Here is a 22,157-nt window from a genome sequence, read left to right as displayed (position 1 = left end):
CCGCCGTTGTCTCCGGATTTCCTGATTCAAGCCGCTTAGAGCGGTTGAAATCCGGAGACAGCTTATGCTGCAGATAGCGAGCTTTCCTACGGAAAGCTCTCAGGCGGACGCATTCGCTCCTCCAGTTCCAAACTTCTCCTCCGCACTCCTACCTTTTTTATGAAATTTTCAAGTTTAACGTATGCAGATTCATATTCGTAATAATTACGATTAATATAAATATAGTCGGCTGCAGCGACTTTGTCAACGTTTCCGCCGCTTTAGAAGCATCCGCAGGCATACAGTAATCACCGCATAAATCAACACAACTGCGATAAACGTCACCAGCCGTTCCCTGGCGGAACCGTCGGCAAACAGCACCGGACCCAGGCCGAACAGTGTATTCAATATGTACAGTATTGCGATCAGCACATACAGAGCGACTTTCATTCCATCTCCTCCTTTCATGCCACCGTTCCCGCCAATGCTAAAAGGCTATCCGGTGTAGAAGCCCTCTACTCCAGAATAGCCTTTGCTTGCGATGAATAGTCAGTAGTTCATGTCCAGCGGAGTGATTTTTACTTGCTGATGCCGACCGACCATTCTCTGAGCACCCGCTCCACTTCACCCGGGGACACCGGCTTGGAAATGAAATCCTGCATCCCTGCTCTGCGGCACAGCTCCATGTCCTCTTTGCGGGCAAAAGCCGTCACGGCAACGATAACCGGAGACAGCTCCATCTCCTCACGGATTTTTTCGGTAGCCTCAATACCGTCCATAAGCGGCATTTGAATATCCATGAAGATGATATCATAATGCCGTGAGCGTACAGCCTCGACTGCCATTTCCCCGTTCAAAGCCACATCGGCATAATAGCCATGCTGTTTCAGATAGGCCTGCAGCAATTGCAAATTCACCGGATGATCCTCGGCGATCAATATCGACAGCGGGCCGTATTCACCTTCCAGGGATTCCGCCCCTATTGTATTCTTCATAATCTGCATATCTCCAACGGGTAAGGAGTCCTGCACTTTTCCAGGCTCCGCATGGGGCAGGAAGACCTGAATTGTGAAATGAAATTCCGCCCCTTCCCCCTCAGAGCTCTCCACGCCGATTCCTCCACCAAGCAGCTCGGACAGCTTCTTGCTGATCGCCAGACCCAGACCGGTTCCGCCATATTTTCGGTTGATCGAAGGATGCAACTGGGAAAAGGATTGAAAGAGCATTCCCTGGCTGCCCTGAGCGATGCCAATTCCTGTATCTCTAACTGTAAATTTGATAACAAGATCGCCATTATCGGCAATAGACTGCAGCATCACCGAGAGGCTAATCTCTCCTTCATCGGTGAATTTCACCGCATTGCCGAGAAGGTTCACCAGAATTTGCCGCAGTCTGGTCTCATCCGTCACTACAAGCGGCGGCAGATCAGGGGCCATATCGGTGTGCAGCACGAGACCCTTCTCCTTGACCTTGGGATAAAACAGCTCTGTCACATGCTGCAGCACTTCGCGGAGATCAACCGGCTGCAGCTCAAGCGTCATCATGCCGGCCTCAACCTTGCTGAAATCCAGAACCTCATTCAAAATATGCATCAGGGCCTCACTGCTTTTGTTAATGATCTGTGTGTAATACTGCTGCTCTTCATCCAGCTCTGTTCCGTCGAGCAAATCGGCCATGCCGATGATGCCATTTAGCGGTGTGCGCAGCTCATGGCTCATAATGGCCAGGAACTCCGACTTGGCCCGGTCTGCCTGCTCTGCAGACTCTTTGGCGCGCACAACGGCCTTCTCCTCGGTAATATCCCGGAAGACAACCACGGCTCCCTTCCGTTCCCCATTGTCGAACAGCGGCGACATCCGGTATTTGACCAGGAAGCTGGAGCCATCCTGCCTCCAGAATATTCCTTCTTCCTCTTCATAGGAAAGATGCTCTGACAGCGACTCCGACAACGTTCTCCGTCCGCTGCCATAAGGTTCGGCATTCAGCCAGGTCTGTTCAATCGTATGCAGCTTGATGCTCCCTGCCAGTTCGCCGGGCTCGTAGCCAAGCATCGTCGATGCCGCAGGATTAATAAACATCATCTCACCCTCAAGATTCATGCCAAAGATACCTTCTGAGACGGAATTCAATATAAGTGCATGCTCGTAGCTCAGCTTCTCTATCTGCTCCAGATGGCGCTTGCGCTCGGTAATATCACTAGTAATGCCGAATACACCCGCAACCTTGCTGTTCACCATGATAGGCACATAGATCATACTGACCTCAACCGGATAACCTTCCCGGTGAATCAGCCTGCTCTCGAAGGTCTGGGCCTGTCCGCCGGCAGCCAGCCCGAAACGCCGTTCTACAAATTCCAGCTCCTCCGAATCAATAATCTCGTTGTAGCCGGACTGCAGAAGGCTCTCCTGCGAATAACCGGTCAACTGCTGCAGGCTGGCGTTCAGCGACTGAACCTGCCCCTGCAGATCCATGGCGCAAATCGCCGAAGGGTTATACTCAAACAAGGATTTGTAACAGTTCTCGCTCTCCAGCAGCTTCAATTCATATTGCTTGTGTCCGGTGATATCCGTCATTTCCGCAATCCTATGGGCAGGAGCGCCTGTTGACTCGTCGAAAGTCAAAAAGATACGCAAGGCTATCCAGATGATCCCGCCATCTTTGCGTACAAACCGCTTTTCTTTATCTACAGCCATGCCGGGACTCCGCAGGAAATATTCCGCAGTAAGCTCATGATCCTCCGCATGCTCATTTTCCGGGTAAGCAATATCCGGGTAACGGAGCTCCGTCAGCTCCGCTTCAGTATAGCCAAGCATCGTGCAAAGTGCAGGATTTGCCATTAGTATCGTGTCATCTTTCGTGGAGACTACCGCGTAACCTATAGATGATCGCAAATACAGCTGCTTATATATAGTGTCGGTCAATGATAGAGCCTCCTCTGTAAAAGTGGGGACTAAGACTAACACTAGTATACATTTTTTTTGATAAAGATGCTTATGTCTAAGCACACATTATTCCATGAATGAGGAGACCGGATCGTACACAACATAAAGATTACATAATCAAAGCCTACATCCTGCAATTAAGAAAGGTGAATTCTAATGCCCGACAACTGCATAAATGGACATCTAATGCATTATCAGGATTGCGGAAAAGGAACTGCGATCATATTCATCCATCCTCCGGTATTGACAAGCTTAAATTTTCAGTATCAGAGGCAATTGTCGGCGGATTTTCGGCTAATCACTTTTGATATCCGCGGCCACGGACAAAGTGAAGCTTCCAAGAAAGAAATTACTTATCCGTTAATCACCGAGGATATCAGGCAGCTAATGGATCATTTGAAGCTTGAAAAAGCATTTTTATGCGGATATTCAACCGGAGGCGGGGTCGTGCTCGATTTTATGTTGACCTTTCCTGAACGGGCACTCGGCGGCATTGTCATTGGCGGGATGTCGGAAGTTAACGATAAGAAGCTGAGAAACAAAATATTGCGCGGTCACTTCTTGTCCCGAATCGGCGCGACCTCTGCAATTGCGCTCTCCACGGCCTGGGGGCAAGCGAAGCCCAAGCTGGCTTTGTTCCGGTCCTTGTTTAAGGACGCCAGAAAAGCTAACGCCAAAAACGCCGGACAATATTATCAATACAGTCTGCACTATAACTGTACGGCGCAATTGGGAAATATCCTTCAGCCCGTTTTGCTCGTTTATGGGGAAAAGGATACCATGTTCCATCCGTACGCCAGTCTGCTGAAGGAACGCTTGCCCAAGAGTGAACTGATTTTTATCAAAAATACCAAACACCAGGTACCTACTAAAGCTGCGGGTCCCTTGAACGAATTGATCAAGCAGTTTATTCATCATTGCCAGAAATAAAAAACAGGCTCCTTGGCTTAGCCGCCATTCCAAGAACCTGTTTTCAGCTCAAAAAGTTAGTCAAGTTAAAAATGGCTTAGCTTATCGGGATTCCTGATCATATAAATATTGCGAACCGAACGGCTCGAGATGTTTAGCAGGATGACAGAGTCTATTTGCTCCCCCGAGCGGACGATAAGCCCGATCTGACCGTTGATCTCACTTAGCTCCAACTGGATGTCGCCCTTGAAATACAGCGCCTTACGGGTAAGACCCAGCAAAAATCCGGAGACAGCATCGCGGGATTCGATCGGGCGAACGGCTGCGAACACCTTGCCGCCTCCGTCCGAAATGAGCACGACATCGCTCGCCAGCATGGATACGACCTGCTCCAGCTCATCCTTTTCGAGTGCTGCAACGAATTGGCGGACCCACTCCTCTCTTGCAGATTCTACATGAACGGGCCTCTCATCGCTGATATTCATCTTCCCCTTCGCACGGCTAAACAGCTTTCGGCAATTGACCTCGCTCCTGCTGATGATCTCGGCTATGCCGGCATATTCAAGGCTAAGTGCCTCCCGCAGCACAAACACCGCTCGTTCAGCAGGTGACAGCTTCTCCAACAAGACCAGCGTTGCATAAGACAACAGCTCCTCTCTCACAACAAAATCAAGCGGCCCATCTTCTGAAGTGGGGACTGGTTCGGGAAGCCATTCCCCGAAATACTGCTCCCGTCGTTTGCGCGCCGATTTGTAGAGATCGCGGCAGCGATTGACGACCATTTTGCATAGATACGCCTTCGGCTCCTCCGCTAGACCAGCCGGGCTCACATCATAGACCTTCAGGAAGACATCATGCACAACATCTTCCGCATCGGACCATATACCGGTCATTTGATAGGCCAGTGTGAGCAGCAGCCCCTTATACTGGTTGTATAATTTATCCACCCTCACCACCTCCGTTTCTGGCTTCACCTGTCGTTTATTTTATCAGCAGACTGGCTGTGTCCGTGGTATACTTTTTTATTTTACTGCCCAGCTTGCCTGTAATGACAATATCTAGTCCCCATTTATTCACCCAGGTCAATCCTTTGTCCGGCCCAAGTCCGATACAGAACAGTGTCATGAAGCTCTCATGCACAGGAGCCGGACGTCCTTCAAGGTCCGCCAGCAGAATTTTAGCAAGATTTGCCGCTTGAGGAATCGCTTCCTTACAGGTCATGCCGTCGGCACGTCCGCTGTTCGGATCGACAATCCTGGCACAGTCACCAATGCTGTACACGCCGTGCATATCCCTCACCCGATAACTTGCATCGACAATCGTGTAGCCCTCCGGTGTCACCGGCAGACCAAGTGATCTTAACATCGGATTGGGCTGTAGACCTAGCGACCAGATACACAGGCCAGCAGGCCGCTTCTCTCCGTTTGACAACCAGACTTCTCCGTCCTTTTCCTTGATGACACGTCTTTCATGAACAACCTGAATTCCGTCACCGAGAAGGATACGCTCCAATTTGACTCCCACCTTGGAAGGCCCATCTGGAAAAAGGCGCTGTTGTGTATTGTATAAAGCGATTTTCACCGCTTGTGGATCAAGTCCCAGCAGTTCCGCATCCTTGCGGGCATAATATGCCAGCTCCGCTGCGGTTTCCATGCCGCTAATCCCTGCTCCTGCAATTGCGATGCTCATTAACCGTTCACGTTCTTTGGGGTTGTCTTCCGTGGCAGCCTGCTTCAGATTGGCAAGCCAGGCACTCCGAATCTTTAACGCATTGTCCAGCGATGCGAGCGCAATTCCGCCCTGTTCCGGATCGGGTTGCCGAATGACGCTGCCCGCCGCTACAACGAGCATATCGTAGGGCATCATCTGCTCCGTTCCTGCAGTATCCAGATATAGCAGCTGCTTCTTCGCATCTTCGATTTTTGTAACGGTCGCCTGTATCAATTCCACTCCGTCCGGGAATAGCCGGGTCAGCGGGATTCGGATTTCCTCGTCCGTGGCTGCTGGCCTGAACATCAGTACCTTGCGCAGATGGTAAGGATTTTTGTCAATCAGAATAAGCCGCAACGGATGCTTGTCCACCTGATCCTTGAACAGCTTATTGATTTCTTTTACAGCGTGAATTCCCGCATACCCGGCACCAATAACGGCACATGTCAAAGTTTTCATATTAGCCACTCCTTCTGTTGGTTTGTACATAGAACGAGGTAGCGGGCTTAAATGTGACACAGTGGACACTGCCTTCTAAGAGTCTGCAACTCACGCACAAAAGGCCCGCAACTGCCGAAGCAATTGCGAGCCTCTTTTCCAAAAATACAGTCAATTTGTGACTTACGCGGAAACGAACATTACTTTTTCAAAGAAAGGCTTCTTCCGTGACTTCTCTCCCATTCGTCCCAAGCCACTACCCCAAGCTCCGGCTGCGGCTCATCGGGTAACAAGGCAATGAACTCCAACGAGTGACCATCAGGATCACGAAAATAAATGGAAACAGCGGGAATCCATCCGAATACAAAAGGGTCCTCTGACCCATCATCTAAAAAGTTGCGTACAGCGATGCCGCGTTCTTTCAGCCAAGGAACAATGCCGGCCATGTCCGCTGCGGTAGTCTCAAATGCAAAATGCTGGCTGACGATTTGATCCGGGGCTTTCTCCCACAGGCCAAGCATCGCTTTTCTCGGCTCACCGATCCAAAAGAATCGGCAGCGCCTTGCGTCCTCATAGGCCACCGGCATGCCCAATATCTTCCCGTAAAATTCCGACGATTTCTCTAAATCGGATACATGGATATGGGTTTCGAACAAACCTTTTATCATCGAGCTTCACCTCAGTAAAAATGAATTTTCTGTTAACTTTACTTCGCATGGGAGGCTTTTTGTTATTGGACAGTAGCCAACTTACGGGAGATAGTTCGGTACCTCGTCGGTGATATCCCTTTTCTAACTGTAAACTGTTTGATGAAGTAGGTGTCATACTCAAATCCAGTGGCGCGCGCTATTTCATTAAGGTTCATATCTGTATGTGTCAAAAGATCACCCGCAACCTTTAAGCGATAGGAAAGCAGGTAACCAATCGCAGTATTCCCGCATCTTTCCTGAAACATCTTATTCAAAGTCACACGGTTTAGATGAGCATAATTCGTCAAATCTTCCAATAAAATCTTACGCGAATAATTCGTATGCAAATAATCTAACACCGCATCGACAGGTGAATGTTCACTGTTTCGGCTCAGCTCCTCAAGCAACCCCATAATTTGAATGAGGTATTTTTTTATTCTGCACACCCAGAGTGCATCACTTTGCGCCTGAACTTCTGTGCCGAGCACAAAAAACCATTCAAACAATAGCGGATATGCTTTCTCGGTCACACGAGGCACACCCGTATGCAAATCTCTTTGAAAAAGGGAAAGGCCCGTTTGTATTCTAGGAACTATAGGAAAGTGCTCCTCCGTTTCGGCAAGCGTTATCGTGTTAAGAAATTCGGGATGAAAACAAAAGGATTGTGCAGCCACGTTAAGCTTCTCAAGGATCTGCACCTTATCGCCTTCAGCCAAGCAAAGAACACCAGGAGAGCTTATTGCTATCGGACGTTCGTTCAATATCCCTTTTATACTTCCAGACGTAATCAAAATTAGCGTATACCGTTCATGATAAGGAAAGTCCGTAAAATTCTCCAACGCATTAAACTCTATATACACGTCACGTTTTTTGTATCGGTCAATTTGTGGCATATTGGTCACCTGTCAAATAGTGTAGTTGGTTGCTTCACATATGACAGTGTAACATACAAGCTCAAAGGATATAATTACATTGTGAATCTACAAAAAGGGGGAAATCATAATGACTGTTGAACGTTTTCACATTCATGTCTCCGATGAAATTCTTGACGATCTACAGTACAGACTGCATCACATCCGTTGGCCCGATCAATTAGAAGGCTCGAATTGGGAGCGAGGTACAGATTTAAGTTATTTAAAGTCACTCGTTTCATATTGGAGAGATCATTACGATTGGCGCGCACAAGAATCCAAGTTGAACCGCTTTTCCCAGTTTCGCTGTAATATTGATGGAATAGATGTGCACTTCGTACACGAGCGCGGCAAAGGACCTGACCCTCTACCCATTATTCTTACTCATGGATGGCCCGACAGTTACCTTCGTTATCAAAAAATCATTCCACTCCTTACGGATCCGGCCAGTCACGGAGGTAATCCTGAGGACTCTTTCGATGTCATTGTTCCTTCATTACCCGGATTTGGATTTTCCAGTAGTCCTCTCCAACCTGGCACCAACAATTTTCGTATCTCTCAGATGTGGGCTAAGCTAATGACAAAAGAATTAGGCTACAAAAAATTTGCTGCTGCAGGTGGTGATGTCGGCTCCGGCGTTACAAGATACCTGGCAGCAAACTATCCTGAACTATTAGTTGGAATCCATCTAACTGATGTCGGCATAATAAGGAGTCTCATGACTTCACATGATGAGTTGGAATTTTCTGAAGAAGAACGACAATATAAGAAAAATGCTTCCGAGTGGATTTCCCATGAGGGAGGCTATATGTCCATTCAATCGACCAAACCTCAAACTCTGGCTTACGGACTTTCCGACTCGCCGGCAGGTTTGGCCGCTTGGATCATTGAGAAATTTCGCGCATGGAGTGATTGCAAGGGGGACCTCCAGCAAAAATTCAGCGAGGATGAGTTGTTGACCCATATTATGATCTACTGGGTAACCAACACCATAGGATCATCAACACGTATATATTACGAAAATTCGCATTCCTTGCCACCACTAGGTCGAATAGAAGTTCCGACAGGCATGGCCATATTTCCCGCGGATATCGTGCTGCCCCCTAAATCCTGGACTGTGCGCAATCTGAATGTAACTCGTTGGACCGCTATGCCTTCCGGCGGGCATTTTACAGCCATGGAAGAACCCGAGCTGCTGGCCAATGACATTCGCGCATTCTACAGACCTATTAGACCGAAAAATAATTAAATAAGCCAATCAAGCGAATCGTAACAACATATCCAAGAAATGTTTAACAACAGATTAAAAAAAGGTCCCTTCTCTGCCAATGAAAGCAGATCCAGAACCTTTCGCTTACGATATGATGCGGTCGAGAGGACTCGAACCTCCACGGTATTGCTACCACACGGACCTGAACCGTGCGCGTCTGCCAATTCCGCCACGACCGCATATTATGTATCATAGCGATTTGATCACTATAAATAAGACTATACTCTCTTTAGCTACAAATTGCAAATGATTTTTTCAAAATGTATTGTCCGTATGAAGTCTCTGGAATTAATAAAGCGTCTATTGCCATTCAACTTTCTCAACAAAATAAAAATACTTGTTCAAATTAATTAAATGAAGTATTTTATGAGTAACACTTAACAAAGAAAGGTGAAGTAGAATGGACGCCATTGATTACAAGATTCTCAATGCACTAATGGAGAACGGGAGAATCACCTGGGCCGAGCTGGCGGGTCATCTGGGCCTCTCCTCACCGGCAACGGCGGACCGCGTGCGCAAGCTCGAAGAGCAGGGCCTGATCAAAGGCTATACGGCTCTGATCGACGCTGAATCCGCAGGCAGCGGGCTGGGAGCGCTCATTGCCGTCTCGCTGGAGCGGCCTGCGCACCGTGAAGCTTTTCTGGAGCTGGTGCAGATGCTGCCGGAGATCCAGGAATGCCATCATACCGCTGGGGATGACGATTATGTGCTGAAGGTGCGCTGCCGGGGAACACGCGATTTAGACCGGATCATCAGCGAGCAGCTCAAGAGTCTCCCCGGCATTGTGCGGACACGCACGACCATTATTTTAGGGACGGTTAAGGAAACTCCGAATGTGCCGCTGCCGCCTGTGGAGCATGCTCCATGATCGTCTGGTCAGCCCTGCTAAGCGGCTTTGGCTTCGGCTTCGTCATAGCCGCTCCCGTCGGCCCCATGTCACTGCTCTGTATGAACCGGACCCTGCGGCAAGGCTTCCGTGCCGGATTGGCCACCGGCCTCGGGATTGCACTTGCCGACATGTTTTATGCCTTGGTGACAGTGTCCAGCTTCAAGGTCGTGAATAATTTCACCACCATGTATGCTCTGCCGCTCCGGCTGCTTGGCAGCCTGTTCCTCGGCTATCTGGGCATAAGAGCCCTGCTGCCCGCCAGTTCCAGCTCGAACGCAGAAACTATGCACGTCGGCGTTTCCTATTCTCTGGCCTCTTCTTTCCTGCTGACTTTGGCGAATCCGTCTACCATCCTGAGCTTCATGGCACTCGCAGCTTCACTGGGGACTGCCATCGGCAGTTCCTGGTTTCTGCCTGCGGGCATCGCCCTTGGCTCCGGCTGCTGGTGGCTGCTGCTTAGCACCATAATTTTCTGGATCAGAGGCAAGCTTCCTGCTTCCTTCATCCGCTCGCTGAACCTCTGTTCATCGGTCATCCTGATCCTGTACAGCCTGTACGGCATCTTCACCGCACTAACCGGGCTTGGAGAGTAAGCGGAATTCGAAGCACACTCCCCTTCACAACTGCACCGAAGCTTATCTTTTATCATCTACAAAACGGTCGTTACCCGCGCCAAGTCCAACTACGAAAAGCAAAATGCTCGCCACAGCCAATAAAGCCAGCGGAATATTCCAACTGTGAGTCACATCATGCAAAAGCCCGAACAATGCGGGACCCATCGCAGCCAGCAAGTACCCGAGAGATTGGGCCATCCCCGACAGCTCGCTCGCTTCCTGGGCATTTCGGGTGCGCAGGCTGAAGAACATCATCACAAGGCCAAAAGCGAAGCCCCCGGCAATGCCGATACAGATGGCCCAAACCGCCATCCAGGAGCTTGTGCCAAGCCAGACTCCGAGAATCCCAATAATGAAGAGTATGGAGGTAACCAGCACCAGACGTCGCTGGTCCTTCATTTTGCCTGCCCACAGCGGTACAAAAAAGGTAAACGGCAACTGGGCCAGTTGCATAAGCGAGAGAATCCAGCCGGCCTGGCTGGAGGACATGCCCCTCTCGACCAAAATTACCGAAAACCAGGCAATCAGCACATAGTAGAGCAATGATTGCAGACCCATGAACAGCGTCACCTGCCAGGCCAGCCGGGAGCGCCATATTTTACCTGATGAATGACCTTTGCCCGCAGCGCTGTCTTGGGCCAGATTCCGCAGCTGTGGAATCCAGAACAGCGTGGCCAGCGCAGCCACGATAAACCATATAGCAAGTGTGCCCCGCCAGCCGAATCCGCTCTGCTGCGCCAATGGAACGCTGATACCCGAGGCGGCGGCTGCACATAAATTCATCGAGACGGTATAGACCCCGGTCATAAGTCCGATGCGCTCGGGGAATCTGCCTTTGATCAGCCCCGGCAGCAGCACATTGCAGACAGCGATGGACAGCCCAATCATTGCTGTGCCCAGGAACAGCATTGCCGCTCCCGAGGACGAACGGATCAGAATGCCCAGGGACAATGCCAGCATAGCCAGCATAAGCACGTTCGCGGTACCAAATCGGCGGGCCAACCGTGGCGCAAACGGCGACAGCAGCGCAAACGCCAATAGCGGCAGCGTCGTTATTGCTCCCGAGAGTGTGCCCGATAATCCCAGATCATCGCGGATCATTCCCAGCAGAGGGCCAACGGAAGTGAATGGAGCCCGCAGCGCCGCAGCAATACAAATAATGCCTACACCAAGCAGAATGCGGCTGGCTCCGGAGTCCGGCCGGGACTTGTCCAGCTTTTGAATAAGTGCTTCTTGTTGCTTTACTTTCATGATGCTCCTCCTGGTGACCTATGTATTCACATTGAATAATTATATCCCTTCACTCCCGGCATTGCACAATATTTTGAACCCAAGTCTTATATTTCAACAAACCGCCAGTCCAAAGGACTGGCAGTCTGCAGGAAAAAACCGTTTTATACCCAGAAAGACTTAGTAATGATAACGAGCAGGATGAACAGAACCAGAATAGCGCCAGCAGAAGTAAAGCCGCCAAATGCTCCAACATTTTCGCCCATGATTAACTCCTCCTTTGTACTTGCATATAGCTAAGATATGTTGAAAAGAGTACTTGGGATTGGGTAAAGCAGCAAAAATCTGCCTGAAGAATGTACTATTTAAAACTTCTTTCCGTTGACAAATACCTTCCCCGTCTTTAACTTTCTCGACTTCACCTGTGCTGTGGGTGCGGGGCTGCTCGAACTGGCTTTTCCGGTGGCCGTCAACAAGTTCATTGATGATCTGCTGCCCGGACAGGACTGGCCGCTGATTCTGATTGCCTGTATTGCGCTGATGGCGATTTACGCCTTGAATACAGCAATGCAATATATTGTGACCTATTGGGGACATATGCTGGGGATCAATATTGAAACCGATATGCGCAAAAAAATGTTCGATCATATCCAGAAGCTGTCCTTCCGATACTTCGACAACAACAAAACCGGTCATCTGATCGGACGCATCACCAATGACCTGAATGATATCGGATCACCTTTATTATTGTTCCGGTTATGGCCTGGATCATTATCTATTTCGGACGCAGCATGACCGCCACCTATGGCCGGCTGTTCGGCAATGTAGGCAGCTTCAATGCCCGGATTGAGGATAATGTCGGGGGAATCCGGGTTGTGCAATCTTTTGCCAATGAGGAGCATGAGAAAAAGCTGTTTGCCGCCGATAACCAAATGTTCCGTCAAACCAAGCTGATGGCGTATAAGCTGATGGCCAAAAGCTCGTCGGTCAGCTATATGATGACCCGCCTGATTACCATCGTCGTGATGATCTGCGGCGCGCTATCCGCGAGAATATCGCCTACGGCAAGCTGGATGCGGAGCTTCCTGAAATCTGGGAAGCGGCGAGACGCGCGCATCTGGAGGAGCTGATCAACAGCCTGCCGGCCGGGATGGACACCGTGATCGGGGAACGCGGCGTGAAGCTGTCCGGCGGGCAAAAGCAGCGGCTTGCCATCGCCCGTATGTTCCTCAAGAATCCGCCGGTACTGATTCTGGATGAAGCCACTTCGGCGCTGGACACAGAGACAGAAGCGGCCATTCAGCAGTCGCTGGCGGAGCTGTCCGTAGGCCGGACGACCCTTGTGATCGCTCACCGGCTTACGACGATCAAGAATGCCAACCGGATCATTGTCGTGAATGAGGAAGGCATCTCCGAGGAGGGCCGTCACGAGGAGCTGCTTAACACCGGCGGCGCCTACAGCCGCCTGTACCAAGCACAATACAATGCGTAGGTAAAGTTGCAAAAAAAACCTTCCGCTGGATCGCCTTATGAACATAGGCGGATGGAGGAAGGTTTTTTGCTATGCTCTATGGGCCTTAATCTTCTGCTGTCCCCAGAAACCGGATTGCAAGCTCTCTATAGAAGCTGATGGATGCCAGATAGGCTTCAATGTCTACCCATTCATCCGGCTGGTGGGCCAAGGCGGGGTCGCCGGGGCCATAGATCAGAACGGGCAATCTGCCATTGTCATGCAGCACAGAGCCGTCCGTGTAATAGGGAACGCCCTGCACCGCCCGGACCTCTTCTTCGGATTGTTCCGTTCCTCCCAGCGAAGCGGCAACCTCCAGCGCTGTCGCAATCAGCTCCCGGCTGGGGTCTGTGTAGACCACACTGCGGTCCAGCAATTGCTCCAACTCATACCTGTAGCCGGGGTGCAACTGCTGAATTTGCTGCAGCCTGGCTTCAATCTCCTCAAGGAGCGAGGCATGCTGCAGCGGCGGAACTGTACGGATATCCACATCAATGGTGCAGCGGTCCGGGATGACATTGGTTTGCACTCCGCCTTCTATCTTGTTCACCGACAGGCTGCTTGTGCCAAGCACGGCATCATGGGCCTGCCATTCCAGCGCATGGCTGCGCAGCAGCGCAATCACCTCCATCATCCCCTCCACCGCATTCAGGCCAAGCTGCGGCATCGAGCCGTGGGCGCTGCGCCCGAATAACGTTATCCGTAGCCACAAAGCCCCTTTGTGGCCCACCGCCACCCGGCTGCCAGTCGGCTCTCCGATCACAATGCCGTCCAGATCCAGCGGGCTGTTCTGGCCGGCATACATCCGAGCTCCGCAGCTATCGACCTCTTCCCCCGCAGTCGCCAGGAATACCAGTTCACCGCCCAGCCGGATGCCTTCCTGGTGTAGCGAAGCTGCGGCGAGCAGCATGGCGGCGAGGCCGCTTTTCATATCGGAGGTTCCCCGCCCATACATCCGGCCGCCAACGATCACTGCTCCATGCGGAGAATAGCTTCCAGCGGCGGCAATCCAGGGGCTAACGGTGTCCAGATGGCCGCAGAACATCAGCTTCCTGCTCCCGTTCCCTTGAAATACGGCCTCCAGATTGCTCCGCCCCTGCTCAATTCCGGTAACGCTGCTCTCCACACCAAGCTCCCGCAAAAAATCCTGCAAAAGCACTGACAAATGGTGCTCATTGCCCGGCGGATTACAGGTATCCACCTCAATCAAACGCTGCAAAAAGGGAACGGCAAATTCCCGGCTGCTCACATCCTTCATTTTGCACACCTCCCGGTAGTCCGAAGTTTCCTTTGCAATTCCTGCCGCTTTATTTCTTCGCGATGTGTACCTTCAGCAGCTTGCCCTTCACAGTGGTGTTCTTCATCGCCTGCAGCACCAGCGCCCCCTTGCCGTTCAGGATATCCACGTAAGTCACATTGTCCTGAATCGTGATAATCCCGATGTCCTCAGCGGTGATCCCTTCCAGCTTCGCAATTGTGCCGACGAAATCGACGGCTCTCAGCTTCTTTTTCTTCCCTCCATTAAAGTACAGCTTCATAATATCCTGATTCATGACCTCGGTTTTGCCCTTCTTGCGGACCTGCCGCATGCCCAGCTTCTCCTCAAAAGCAGGCTTGGCGTAAGCCACAGCTTCCTCCGAAGGAGCCTTCATCACCGGGAGACTGAACCCGATATAGCTCTCAATGTCCTGAACCCATTTGTGCTCATTCGGCGTGGCGAGTGTGATCGCTTTACCGCTTTTGCCTGCGCGTGCGGTACGTCCGGTGCGGTGCACGTAGCTCTCTTTTTCCATTGGAATATCGTAGTTGATCACGTGAGTTATATTCTCAATATCAATGCCCCGCGCGGCTACATCGGTGGCGATCAGATAGCGGAACTGGCCTCTTTTAAAAGCATTCATGACCTCAAACCGCTCGTCCTGCATCATGCCTCCATGGATTTTGTCCACCGGAAACTCCAGATCCGCCATGCCCCGGAAAAGCGCGTTCACCTGATCCTGCGTCCGGCAAAAAATAATGCAGCTCTCCGGATTCTCTACCGTCAGCAGGTCGAGAAGCACACCAAACTTGGCGGCTTGTCTGACTTCGATCAAGGCATGCTCAATCGTCGCCGTCGTCAACCCGCTGGCTTCAATCTCAATGTCCGCCGGTTCCGTCATATATTTGCGGCACAAATTCTTCACGGCATCCGGCAGCGTAGCAGAGAACAGCATCGTTACACGTTCCCGGGGCAGCTTCTGGATGATTTGCTCAATCTGCTCGATGAACCCCATGCTCAGCATTTCATCCGCTTCATCAATCACCAGGTATTTGATTCGGTTCAGCGGCAACGTGCCGCGCTCAATATGGTCAAACACACGTCCCGGCGTGCCTACAACGACATGTGTTTTTTGCTTAAGCTCGATCTTCTGCGGGGCAAACGGCTGCTTGCCGAACAATGCGACTGCCTTGATCCGCTTGAACCGTCCGATGTTGGTAATATCCTCTTTGACCTGTGCGGCCAGCTCGCGTGTCGGCGTCAGCACCAAAGCCTGCGGCTTGTTCTCCTCCCAATCCACCAGCTCGCAGAGCGGGATGCCGAACGATGCAGTTTTTCCGCTGCCGGTCTGCGATTTGACGATCAGATCCTGCCCTTTCAGTGCTACCGGGATAACTTTGCTCTGCACCTCGGTGGGCTCCAGATAGTTCAGCACGTCCAGTGCCCGGATAATCTCTTCATTTAGCCCGTAATCTCTGAATTGTAATTCACTCATGTAGTTGTTCCTTCCGTCTTATGCATTGCCTTATTATAGCAGCTAATGGCTGCCCTGATTCCATTCCTTATAAAATTGCTCCAGGAAATTCAGCATGAAATCATGCCGTTCCTCCGCGAGCTTGCGTCCGTAAGGCGTATTCATTAAGTCCTTCAGCTTCAGCAGCTTCTCATAAAAATGATTGACCGCCGTTCCTTTGGAGTAATCGCGGTACTCCTTCTGCAGGGTTTCATCACGCGGCGCAATCTCCGGGTCATACACCGGACGCCCCTTGGCTCCCGAAAAAACCATCGTTCTGGTGATGCCTATCGCCCCCAGCGCATCCAGCCGGTCAGCATCCTGCACCACCTGTCCTTCCAGGGTTGACATCGGTGCTCCCCCGCCGCCGCTGAAGGACATCATTTCGATAATCTGCATAATATGCTTGATTTGTCCCTCGTCACTCAAATGCTCCGCAAGCCAGTTATGTACTTTGAGCAGTCCCGCTTCCTTGGAAGGATTCAGCTTCTCGTCGGCAACATCATGCAGCAGAGCAGCTATTGTGCAGATAAAAACATCCGCCTGCTCCATCTCCGCGATCAACGCCGCCATATTGCGCACACGGTCCGTGTGGAACCAGTCATGGCCGGTTTTGTCCTGACCTAATTGCTCTTTGGCGAAGCTTTCGGCTTCGGCAATGATTGGGGTAGAATTCATGGAAAACACTCTCCTTATTGTGTGATATTGCTCCATAGCTTGCATGGCTTCTCCGAATCGTCTATAATGTGCTGTAATCCAGCCTTGAAGGGATATGATTCGCATGAACAGCATTACCATCATACTGAATCAGCTTCATCATCACAAGCAGCGTTAGCACTCCTGAACATTTCTCAGGGAGGGCTAACGCATTTCGCGTTTGACCTCCCTGCAGCATACTGAAGCGCGCGGGACCAAGAGGTCCGGCGCGTTTTTTATTTGGAGATTTTTTCATATCAACCATTCAAAGGAGCTGCTGAACATGCAAAACGTTAAAGGAACCTATGATTATTTCGGCCGGGAGCAGGCCATCCGCCAGAAAGTCCGCTCCACGCTGACAGAGCTGTTCGAGGTCTACGATTTTGAATCTATGGATACAACCCTGCTGAATGAATTGGAACTGTTGACCTCTAAATACGCCGGCGGAGATGAGATTCTCCGTGAAATGTACCAGCTGACTGACCAGCGCGGACGCCAGCTTGGGCTGCGCTACGATCTCACGATTCCTTTTGCCAAGGTGATTGCTCTGAATCCGGGCATTGAATTCCCCTATAAGCGCTACGAGATCGGAAAGGTGTTCCGGGATGGTCCGGTCAAAAAAGGCCGTCTGCGCGAATTCCTGCAATGCGACGCGGATATGGTGGGCATTTCCGGCCCGCAAGGAGAAGCGGAGCTGATGATGCTCGCGGCAGAGGCCTTCCGCAGATTGGAGATTCCTATCATCCTGAAATGGAACAACCGGCGTTTCTTAGGCGAAATTCTGGAAGCGGCAGGCGTGCCTCCGGAGGAGCACCTGTCCGTGATGCTGAGCCTCGACAAGCTCGCCAAAATCGGCAGCAGCGGGGTGCTGGCTGAGCTTAACGAGAAAGGACTGACCTCGGCTGCCATAGATACGCTTAAGGAATTGCTGGACATGGATGCTCCGTCGTTTGAAGAGCTGGCTGACAAGTATGGACTGGCCGGAAAGCCCGGCGCTCAGGAGGTTCTGGACTTGCAGCGGCTGATCACAGAGATTGGGCTCGCCGGAACCTGCGTCTTCGACCCTTTTCTGTCACGCGGCTTGTCGTTCTACACGGGAACGGTCTATGAAATCTTTGACGCTTCAGGAGTATACACCTCCAGTCTGGGCGGCGGTGGAAGATATGACGCCATCATCGGAAAGCTGGTTGGGCGAGACGACATTGAATACCCTACGGTCGGCATTTCCTTCGGCATGGAGTCGATCATGGCTTTGCTCGGTGAGCGCCCTGTCCGGGAGGAGGCTTCGGGCGTGCTGGTCATTCCCATTGGGGAATATCTGCAGCAGGCCCTAACTGCAGCCGCCGCACTTCGTGCCGCAGGCATCCGCACCGCCATAGACACCGGGAAGCGCAAGCTCAAGAAAACGCTGGCTTCAGCTTCTGCGAAGGGCATCCGTTATGTTCTTCTTATTGGAGAGAATGAAGCCGCCGCCGGCAAGCTTCTGCTTAAGGATATGCTGCAGCAAAGTGAAGATCTGGTGACAGTGGAAGAGGCGGCCCGGCGGATTGCTGGGTAAGTCTGCTGCTCATTGGAACTGTTTTAAAAAGGCAACCATCCCAGAAGAATGTGGATGGTTGTCTATACTAGGAACTGTGAATCCTTTCATTGCTGCTTCTCTTCCAAATACACAACATCATCAATGAAATTCTCGATGTAGTACTCACATCAGTTCAATCTAGCGTAAACAGTCGATCCGGAATAATGTCGAACAATTTCATACTCGTCACACATTCCCTCATTAGTATAGAATTTCTTGCGCCGATAGGCTTGTTAATATCCTGCCTTATGCCATCTCCAGTCATCGACGCGTTTATAAAATTTCGGCAGTAATGGCATCATATCCTTCTATCTATTGTTGCCTCAGGATAGAGGTTACGTATAATCAAACCCTCAAAAACAACTACCCGGCGCACTTCAATGTAGTATGATAAAGGTGAAACCAGCAATAATAAATCTGGAAGAAATACGCCCTGATAAAGGGGTTAAACGTATGGCGAAGTATTCGGATGAAGAGATCAGAAACATGTCCAAAGTTACTATTAAAATTGCAGCAGATTACCTGGGTATATCCCCAAACATGCTGACACTCGGCATGAGAAACGACTTGTTGCCAATTGGTTTTGCAATTCGTAATGAAGATCGGTATAGGGAAAGTTGGTCTTATACCATCGTACTGGAACGGCTTATTGCCTATAATCACGGCAAGATCAATGCGATTCAGGTGGAGAATATTGAAAAAAACTTGAATACGATCATTAATCAATTCGAAGAGATGAAACGGGACCTGGTTTTTCTATTAAGCGAAAACGAGGGATTGGAGGGATCAAACAATTCGACGCACTCCTTGCACCGCAGTGGGCCTTCGTGTTCTTCAGGCCCGCTTGCTTTTCCAAGGGAAAGGTACAATTTCACCTCCTCTGAGCAACATCTCTTTTTCAATCCAATAATTTCTCCTTATACAATCGCCTCATAGGTGACGATTTCGCATGCTTGGATCGCATCTCCGGCCGCCATAAATTCACGTATTTCTTGACCATGTCCTGCGAGGTATGTCCCAAAATATCCTGCAGGCTGTAAGGATCACCTTCATTCATAATATACAGCTTGGCAAAGGTATGCCGGGAGAGTATGCGGGCTAGAGCGTACGTCCTTAATCCCCGCTGCTTCCCCTTTCTCACATAGCTCATAGCACCCCCCTAACCTAATTTTGAGCAAAAAGAAAGACAGCCCTATGGCTGTCGAAATTTGATGCGTAAATTTTTATAAGGCAATCACTTCGCTTTAGCTTACTGTCTCAATCCCTTAATTTCTTCAATAGATAAGCCGGTTGATTCCGAAACCGTTTGCGAGTCTACACCTCTATTCAAAAGTCTGATGGCAATTTCTTTACTTGTTTCGGCCTTGGCTCCTTCGATACGGGAATGCTCATCGCTCAGTGCCTTCATTCGAGCATCATAAGCCAAGCGCGCTGCCGTATCCTGGCTCAAAAACTCCAGCGTATCCATTGCTTTTTTCAGCATCGGCTCCTTCATCGTCAGCACCTCCCAATTCGATTTATCGACTCCCTTTAAAAACAGTAGCCAGTTCACCAGCCCTCCATCTTCAAGCTCTGCCGCATGCTCACTTAGCTTGGTCAGCTCAATGATGTGAATTTCAATGTCATCTAGCAGCGGAATTCCGGTGCGATCCTCTCGCAGATGAAACACACTATGATAACGGTCATTAGGAAGACATGAATAATTCAGTATATTGATGGTCACACATTTCTTTAATGTGTTGTAATTGCCGCCTTTAGGTATCTGATGATAGTACATTTCAGACCAATAGAACAACGTCCGTTTTTCCATATGATACGGGTTGAACAGTTGCATTTCGATATTCACCAGTTCACCCTTAGCTGTCCTGGCCTTAATGTCCATGATCGACTGCTTATCATTCGGACTATCTGGCTCGGTGTACGGATTGAGCAACACAATTTCAGTCAGCGGCGGTTCACCTGCCTCGCGGAATGTGCTGTTTAAAAAGGCCAGCAGTACATCCTTGTTATGCTCACTACCGAATATTCGTTTAAAAATAACATCTACACGCGGATCAAGCAGTTCAAGCATGAGCAACTCAATCCATTCCTGATTATCTTCATTATAACATTTTATCCTTTCCGATTGAATATACTCACCTTGGCTAAGGCACGGCGAATTCACGATACCATAAACATCCAATTGCTGCTTGGAACGCGTTTCCTGGTTCCCCTTCAGGTTAATCACGTAAGAACTCCTCAACAATCATATGACACTCCCTTAATTTTGAAAATGGTGATAATTCGTCGAAAAACTAACTATATTGTAGAATACAGTAATATGTTCGACATTTTTTTCTTTAATCATCAACCTCCCGTATAGATAAAGTTTATTTATTATTTTAAGGAATACAAAAACTCGGAATTTAATTTCAAGCACTTATTATTTCCGGTAAGATGGAATAGTGATGCTGAAGTAGACCAAAAACAAAGAGCAGAACTTCCCCAGTAGAGGGAGAAGCCCTGCTCTTTTTCTTTCTTACGAACTGCAATGGCGAGGGGCTGTTTCTTTCGTAGAAAGATCTACTACTACTCCAACACCTCACCGTTACTGCCAATAACCCCCTTATACCAGAAGAAGCTCTTCTTACGCGATCTGGCCAGGGTTCCTTTGCCTTCGTTGTCTTTATCCACATAGATGAAGCCGTAACGTTTCTTCATTTCGCCGGTTCCGGCGCTTACGAGGTCGATACATCCCCAAGGGGTGTAGCCCACCAGGTCTACTCCATCTGCAATGGCTTCCTTCATTTCTTCAATATGCTGTCTGAGGTAATCAATCCGGTAATCGTCGTTAATGGAGCCGTCTTCTTCTACGGTATCTACAGCGCCAAGGCCATTTTCCACAACCATTAATGGAATCTGATACCGGTTGTAAATGTTGTTCAAGGACCATCTCAAGCCCTTCGGATCAATCTGCCATTCCCAGGCGCTGGCCTTCAGATAAGGATTCTTCAAGCCCATGGATAAATTCCCGCCAATTTGCTCCTGATTCGGGTCAGCACTTACGCAAGTGGATGAATAGTAGCTGAAGGTGTAGAAATCTACACAGCCCTCCCGCAAAATCTCCTCATCGCCGTCTTCCATGACCAGCTCAATGCCCTTTTCCATAAAATACCGTTTGGCGAAACCGGGATACGCACCTCTCACCTGAACATCGGAACAGAGGTAATTCGATAAGTTGTCTTTTTGCTGCGCGAGCAGAATGTCTTCAGGATTGCAGGTCAGCGGGTAGGAACACATATAAGCGATCATGCAGCCTATTTTAAAATCCGGATTGATCTCATGCCCCAGCTTTACCGCCTTTGCGCTTGCCAGGAACTGGTGGTGCAGAGCCTGATAACGCTGTTGCTCATCATCCCCCGCCGCATTGCCAAACTCCGCGTTGCCCTCCGGCATGATCGCTCCCGCCATAAATGATCCAAACGGCATGGTGAGAATGTTAATTTCGTTAAAGGTCAGCCAATATTTGACCACATCCTTATACCGGTTGAAAATAACCCCGCAATAGTTAACGTAGAAATCCACTACCTTGCGGTTCGACCAGCCATTATATTTTTGCGCCAGATTGAAAGGGGCCTCGTAATGGGAAATGGTCACTAAGGGCTCGATATTATGCTTTTTCAGCTCGGCAAACACGTTGTCATAGAACTTCAGGCCTTCCTCATTCGGCTGTGCATCGTCCCCGTTCGGGAATATTCTGGACCAGGCCAGGGACATCCGGAAGACCTTGAAGCCCATTTCTGCGAACAGCGCGATATCCTCTTTATAGTGGTGATAAAAGTCAATAGCCTCGTGGCTCGGATAGTTCGCCCCCTGCTCCAGCTCAGGTGTAATTCTTCTCCGGGTCGTATGCGTTCCGGCTGTAATTACATCCGCAGTGCTGAGGCCTTTGCCGCCTTCATTATAGCCGCCCTCAAATTGATTAGCAGCCGTTGCACCTCCCCATAAAAATCCTTCCGGAAATTTGGTTACGTCATTCAT

The 22,157-nt window shown here is 50.0% G+C and carries 21 protein-coding genes, 1 tRNA gene and 1 pseudogene; 7 read left to right on the top strand and 16 right to left on the bottom strand.

The annotated features are described in order from the left end of the window. Positions 1-243 precede the first annotated feature (243 nt). Together ACX1DY_RS05190 and ACX1DY_RS05185 are read right to left on the bottom strand one after the other, a co-directional pair. Positions 244-429 carry a DUF6954 family protein gene (locus ACX1DY_RS05190; protein WP_458963130.1) on the bottom strand — a complete coding sequence of 62 codons (186 nt, stop codon included), beginning with the start codon at positions 427-429 and terminating at the stop codon, positions 244-246. A gap of 128 nt (positions 430-557) precedes the next feature. Then, on the bottom strand, positions 558-2,900 hold the full coding sequence (locus ACX1DY_RS05185; protein ID WP_458963129.1) for a PAS domain S-box protein: 2,343 nt from the start codon (positions 2,898-2,900) through the stop codon (positions 558-560). A gap of 177 nt (positions 2,901-3,077) precedes the next feature. Between ACX1DY_RS05185 and ACX1DY_RS05180 the strand changes: the two genes are divergently transcribed. Beyond that, on the top strand, positions 3,078-3,851 hold the full coding sequence (locus ACX1DY_RS05180; protein ID WP_458963128.1) for an alpha/beta fold hydrolase: 774 nt from the start codon (positions 3,078-3,080) through the stop codon (positions 3,849-3,851). A 65-nt stretch (positions 3,852-3,916) separates the two neighbouring features. On the opposite strand, the gene sigJ is transcribed toward ACX1DY_RS05180, so the two are convergent. The 4 genes from sigJ to ACX1DY_RS05160 all read right to left on the bottom strand — a co-directional run bounded on the left by sigJ (position 3,917) and on the right by ACX1DY_RS05160 (position 7,560). Further along, entirely contained in the window at positions 3,917-4,777 is an 861-nt protein-coding gene (sigJ, locus tag ACX1DY_RS05175) for an RNA polymerase sigma factor SigJ (protein WP_458963127.1), read from the bottom strand. A gap of 34 nt (positions 4,778-4,811) precedes the next feature. Beyond that, on the bottom strand, positions 4,812-5,999 hold the full coding sequence (locus ACX1DY_RS05170) for an NAD(P)/FAD-dependent oxidoreductase (RefSeq protein WP_458963126.1): 1,188 nt from the start codon (positions 5,997-5,999) through the stop codon (positions 4,812-4,814). Between the two features lie 179 nt (positions 6,000-6,178). Beyond that, positions 6,179-6,646, bottom strand: a complete 468-nt coding sequence (locus ACX1DY_RS05165) for a VOC family protein (protein ID WP_458963125.1) — start codon at positions 6,644-6,646, stop codon at positions 6,179-6,181. A gap of 62 nt (positions 6,647-6,708) precedes the next feature. Beyond that, entirely contained in the window at positions 6,709-7,560 is an 852-nt protein-coding gene (locus ACX1DY_RS05160) for a helix-turn-helix domain-containing protein (RefSeq protein WP_458963124.1), read from the bottom strand. 109 nt (positions 7,561-7,669) lie between these two features. Here ACX1DY_RS05160 and ACX1DY_RS05155 point away from each other — a divergent pair, with 109 nt between their 5' ends. Next, the gene (locus ACX1DY_RS05155) at positions 7,670-8,827 is read left to right on the top strand and encodes an epoxide hydrolase family protein (protein WP_458963123.1); all 1,158 of its coding nucleotides are present in this window, start codon (positions 7,670-7,672) and stop codon (positions 8,825-8,827) included. A 116-nt stretch (positions 8,828-8,943) separates the two neighbouring features. Here the strand turns inward: ACX1DY_RS05155 and ACX1DY_RS05150 are convergent. Beyond that, positions 8,944-9,027 (bottom strand) — tRNA-Leu (locus ACX1DY_RS05150). A gap of 221 nt (positions 9,028-9,248) precedes the next feature. Between ACX1DY_RS05150 and ACX1DY_RS05145 the strand changes: the two genes are divergently transcribed. Together ACX1DY_RS05145 and ACX1DY_RS05140 are read left to right on the top strand one after the other, a co-directional pair. After that, the gene (locus tag ACX1DY_RS05145; RefSeq protein WP_458963122.1) at positions 9,249-9,716 is read left to right on the top strand and encodes an Lrp/AsnC family transcriptional regulator; all 468 of its coding nucleotides are present in this window, start codon (positions 9,249-9,251) and stop codon (positions 9,714-9,716) included. Beyond that, positions 9,713-10,330, top strand: coding sequence for a LysE family translocator (locus ACX1DY_RS05140; protein ID WP_458963121.1), 618 nt, complete (start codon positions 9,713-9,715; stop codon positions 10,328-10,330). The genes ACX1DY_RS05145 and ACX1DY_RS05140 overlap by 4 nt, the downstream gene beginning before the upstream one ends. 42 nt (positions 10,331-10,372) lie before the next feature. Here the strand turns inward: ACX1DY_RS05140 and ACX1DY_RS05135 are convergent, their stop codons facing one another. Both ACX1DY_RS05135 and ACX1DY_RS05130 read right to left on the bottom strand, forming a co-directional pair. Beyond that, positions 10,373-11,602, bottom strand: coding sequence for a CynX/NimT family MFS transporter (locus ACX1DY_RS05135; RefSeq protein WP_458963120.1), 1,230 nt, complete (start codon positions 11,600-11,602; stop codon positions 10,373-10,375). Between the two features lie 143 nt (positions 11,603-11,745). Continuing rightward, the gene (locus ACX1DY_RS05130; protein ID WP_458963119.1) at positions 11,746-11,847 is read right to left on the bottom strand and encodes a YjcZ family sporulation protein; all 102 of its coding nucleotides are present in this window, start codon (positions 11,845-11,847) and stop codon (positions 11,746-11,748) included. Positions 11,848-11,962: 115 nt separating this feature from the next. Between ACX1DY_RS05130 and ACX1DY_RS05125 the strand changes: the two are divergent. Beyond that, a pseudogene (locus ACX1DY_RS05125) lies at positions 11,963-13,073 on the top strand (ABC transporter ATP-binding protein). Between the two features lie 85 nt (positions 13,074-13,158). Here ACX1DY_RS05125 and ACX1DY_RS05120 read toward each other — a convergent pair. The 4 genes from ACX1DY_RS05120 to ACX1DY_RS05105 form a co-directional block, all read right to left on the bottom strand. Then, the gene (locus ACX1DY_RS05120; protein ID WP_458963118.1) at positions 13,159-14,349 is read right to left on the bottom strand and encodes a M20 family metallopeptidase; all 1,191 of its coding nucleotides are present in this window, start codon (positions 14,347-14,349) and stop codon (positions 13,159-13,161) included. A 49-nt stretch (positions 14,350-14,398) separates the two neighbouring features. Further along, positions 14,399-15,844, bottom strand: a complete 1,446-nt coding sequence (locus ACX1DY_RS05115) for a DEAD/DEAH box helicase (protein WP_458963117.1) — start codon at positions 15,842-15,844, stop codon at positions 14,399-14,401. A gap of 42 nt (positions 15,845-15,886) precedes the next feature. After that, on the bottom strand, positions 15,887-16,540 hold the full coding sequence (locus ACX1DY_RS05110; RefSeq protein ID WP_458963116.1) for an HD domain-containing protein: 654 nt from the start codon (positions 16,538-16,540) through the stop codon (positions 15,887-15,889). A 61-nt stretch (positions 16,541-16,601) separates the two neighbouring features. Continuing rightward, positions 16,602-16,823: a hypothetical protein gene (locus ACX1DY_RS05105; RefSeq protein ID WP_458963115.1), complete on the bottom strand. Its 222-nt coding sequence runs from the start codon at positions 16,821-16,823 to the stop codon at positions 16,602-16,604. An 18-nt stretch (positions 16,824-16,841) separates the two neighbouring features. On the opposite strand from ACX1DY_RS05105, the gene ACX1DY_RS05100 reads away from it, so the two are divergent. Both ACX1DY_RS05100 and ACX1DY_RS05095 read left to right on the top strand, forming a co-directional pair. Next, a complete protein-coding gene (locus ACX1DY_RS05100) occupies positions 16,842-18,116 on the top strand; it encodes a histidine--tRNA ligase (RefSeq protein WP_458963114.1) in 1,275 nt (424 codons plus the stop codon). Positions 18,117-18,590: 474 nt separating this feature from the next. Next, positions 18,591-19,073: a hypothetical protein gene (locus ACX1DY_RS05095; protein ID WP_458963113.1), complete on the top strand. Its 483-nt coding sequence runs from the start codon at positions 18,591-18,593 to the stop codon at positions 19,071-19,073. Here the strand turns inward: ACX1DY_RS05095 and ACX1DY_RS05090 are convergent. From ACX1DY_RS05090 to ACX1DY_RS05080, 3 genes are all read right to left on the bottom strand, one after another. Continuing rightward, entirely contained in the window at positions 19,036-19,287 is a 252-nt protein-coding gene (locus ACX1DY_RS05090; RefSeq protein ID WP_458963112.1) for a hypothetical protein, read from the bottom strand. The two genes, ACX1DY_RS05095 and ACX1DY_RS05090, sit on opposite strands and share 38 nt — an antisense overlap. 99 nt (positions 19,288-19,386) lie before the next feature. After that, positions 19,387-20,208, bottom strand: a complete 822-nt coding sequence (locus ACX1DY_RS05085; RefSeq protein ID WP_458963424.1) for an Rpn family recombination-promoting nuclease/putative transposase — start codon at positions 20,206-20,208, stop codon at positions 19,387-19,389. Positions 20,209-20,705: 497 nt separating this feature from the next. Then, the gene (locus ACX1DY_RS05080; RefSeq protein WP_458963111.1) at positions 20,706-22,157 is read right to left on the bottom strand and encodes a glycoside hydrolase family 1 protein; all 1,452 of its coding nucleotides are present in this window, start codon (positions 22,155-22,157) and stop codon (positions 20,706-20,708) included.

The organism is Paenibacillus sp. BAC0078, assembly GCF_054483875.1.
This window is presented reverse-complemented; position numbering and strand designations above follow the sequence as displayed.

Excerpts from the sequence above, each read along its gene's own strand:
- ACX1DY_RS05155 (WP_458963123.1), top strand. The coding sequence starts at position 7,670 with ATGACTGTTGAACGTTTTCACATTCATGTCTCCGATGAAATTCTTGAC.
- ACX1DY_RS05095 (WP_458963113.1), top strand. The coding sequence starts at position 18,591 with ATGGCGAAGTATTCGGATGAAGAGATCAGAAACATGTCCAAAGTTACT.
- ACX1DY_RS05100 (WP_458963114.1), top strand. The coding sequence starts at position 16,842 with ATGCAAAACGTTAAAGGAACCTATGATTATTTCGGCCGGGAGCAGGCC.
- ACX1DY_RS05085 (WP_458963424.1), bottom strand. The coding sequence starts at position 20,208 with ATGCTTGAACTGCTTGATCCGCGTGTAGATGTTATTTTTAAACGAATA.
- ACX1DY_RS05130 (WP_458963119.1), bottom strand. The coding sequence starts at position 11,847 with ATGGGCGAAAATGTTGGAGCATTTGGCGGCTTTACTTCTGCTGGCGCT.
- ACX1DY_RS05145 (WP_458963122.1), top strand. The coding sequence starts at position 9,249 with ATGGACGCCATTGATTACAAGATTCTCAATGCACTAATGGAGAACGGG.
- ACX1DY_RS05165 (WP_458963125.1), bottom strand. The coding sequence starts at position 6,646 with ATGATAAAAGGTTTGTTCGAAACCCATATCCATGTATCCGATTTAGAG.
- ACX1DY_RS05090 (WP_458963112.1), bottom strand. The coding sequence starts at position 19,287 with ATGAGCTATGTGAGAAAGGGGAAGCAGCGGGGATTAAGGACGTACGCT.
- ACX1DY_RS05170 (WP_458963126.1), bottom strand. The coding sequence starts at position 5,999 with ATGAAAACTTTGACATGTGCCGTTATTGGTGCCGGGTATGCGGGAATT.
- ACX1DY_RS05180 (WP_458963128.1), top strand. The coding sequence starts at position 3,078 with ATGCCCGACAACTGCATAAATGGACATCTAATGCATTATCAGGATTGC.
- ACX1DY_RS05110 (WP_458963116.1), bottom strand. The coding sequence starts at position 16,540 with ATGAATTCTACCCCAATCATTGCCGAAGCCGAAAGCTTCGCCAAAGAG.
- ACX1DY_RS05120 (WP_458963118.1), bottom strand. The coding sequence starts at position 14,349 with ATGAAGGATGTGAGCAGCCGGGAATTTGCCGTTCCCTTTTTGCAGCGT.
- ACX1DY_RS05115 (WP_458963117.1), bottom strand. The coding sequence starts at position 15,844 with ATGAGTGAATTACAATTCAGAGATTACGGGCTAAATGAAGAGATTATC.
- ACX1DY_RS05190 (WP_458963130.1), bottom strand. The coding sequence starts at position 429 with ATGAAAGTCGCTCTGTATGTGCTGATCGCAATACTGTACATATTGAAT.
- ACX1DY_RS05105 (WP_458963115.1), bottom strand. The coding sequence starts at position 16,823 with ATGGTTGATATGAAAAAATCTCCAAATAAAAAACGCGCCGGACCTCTT.
- ACX1DY_RS05135 (WP_458963120.1), bottom strand. The coding sequence starts at position 11,602 with ATGAAAGTAAAGCAACAAGAAGCACTTATTCAAAAGCTGGACAAGTCC.
- ACX1DY_RS05160 (WP_458963124.1), bottom strand. The coding sequence starts at position 7,560 with ATGCCACAAATTGACCGATACAAAAAACGTGACGTGTATATAGAGTTT.
- ACX1DY_RS05140 (WP_458963121.1), top strand. The coding sequence starts at position 9,713 with ATGATCGTCTGGTCAGCCCTGCTAAGCGGCTTTGGCTTCGGCTTCGTC.
- ACX1DY_RS05080 (WP_458963111.1), bottom strand. The coding sequence starts at position 22,157 with ATGAATGACGTAACCAAATTTCCGGAAGGATTTTTATGGGGAGGTGCA.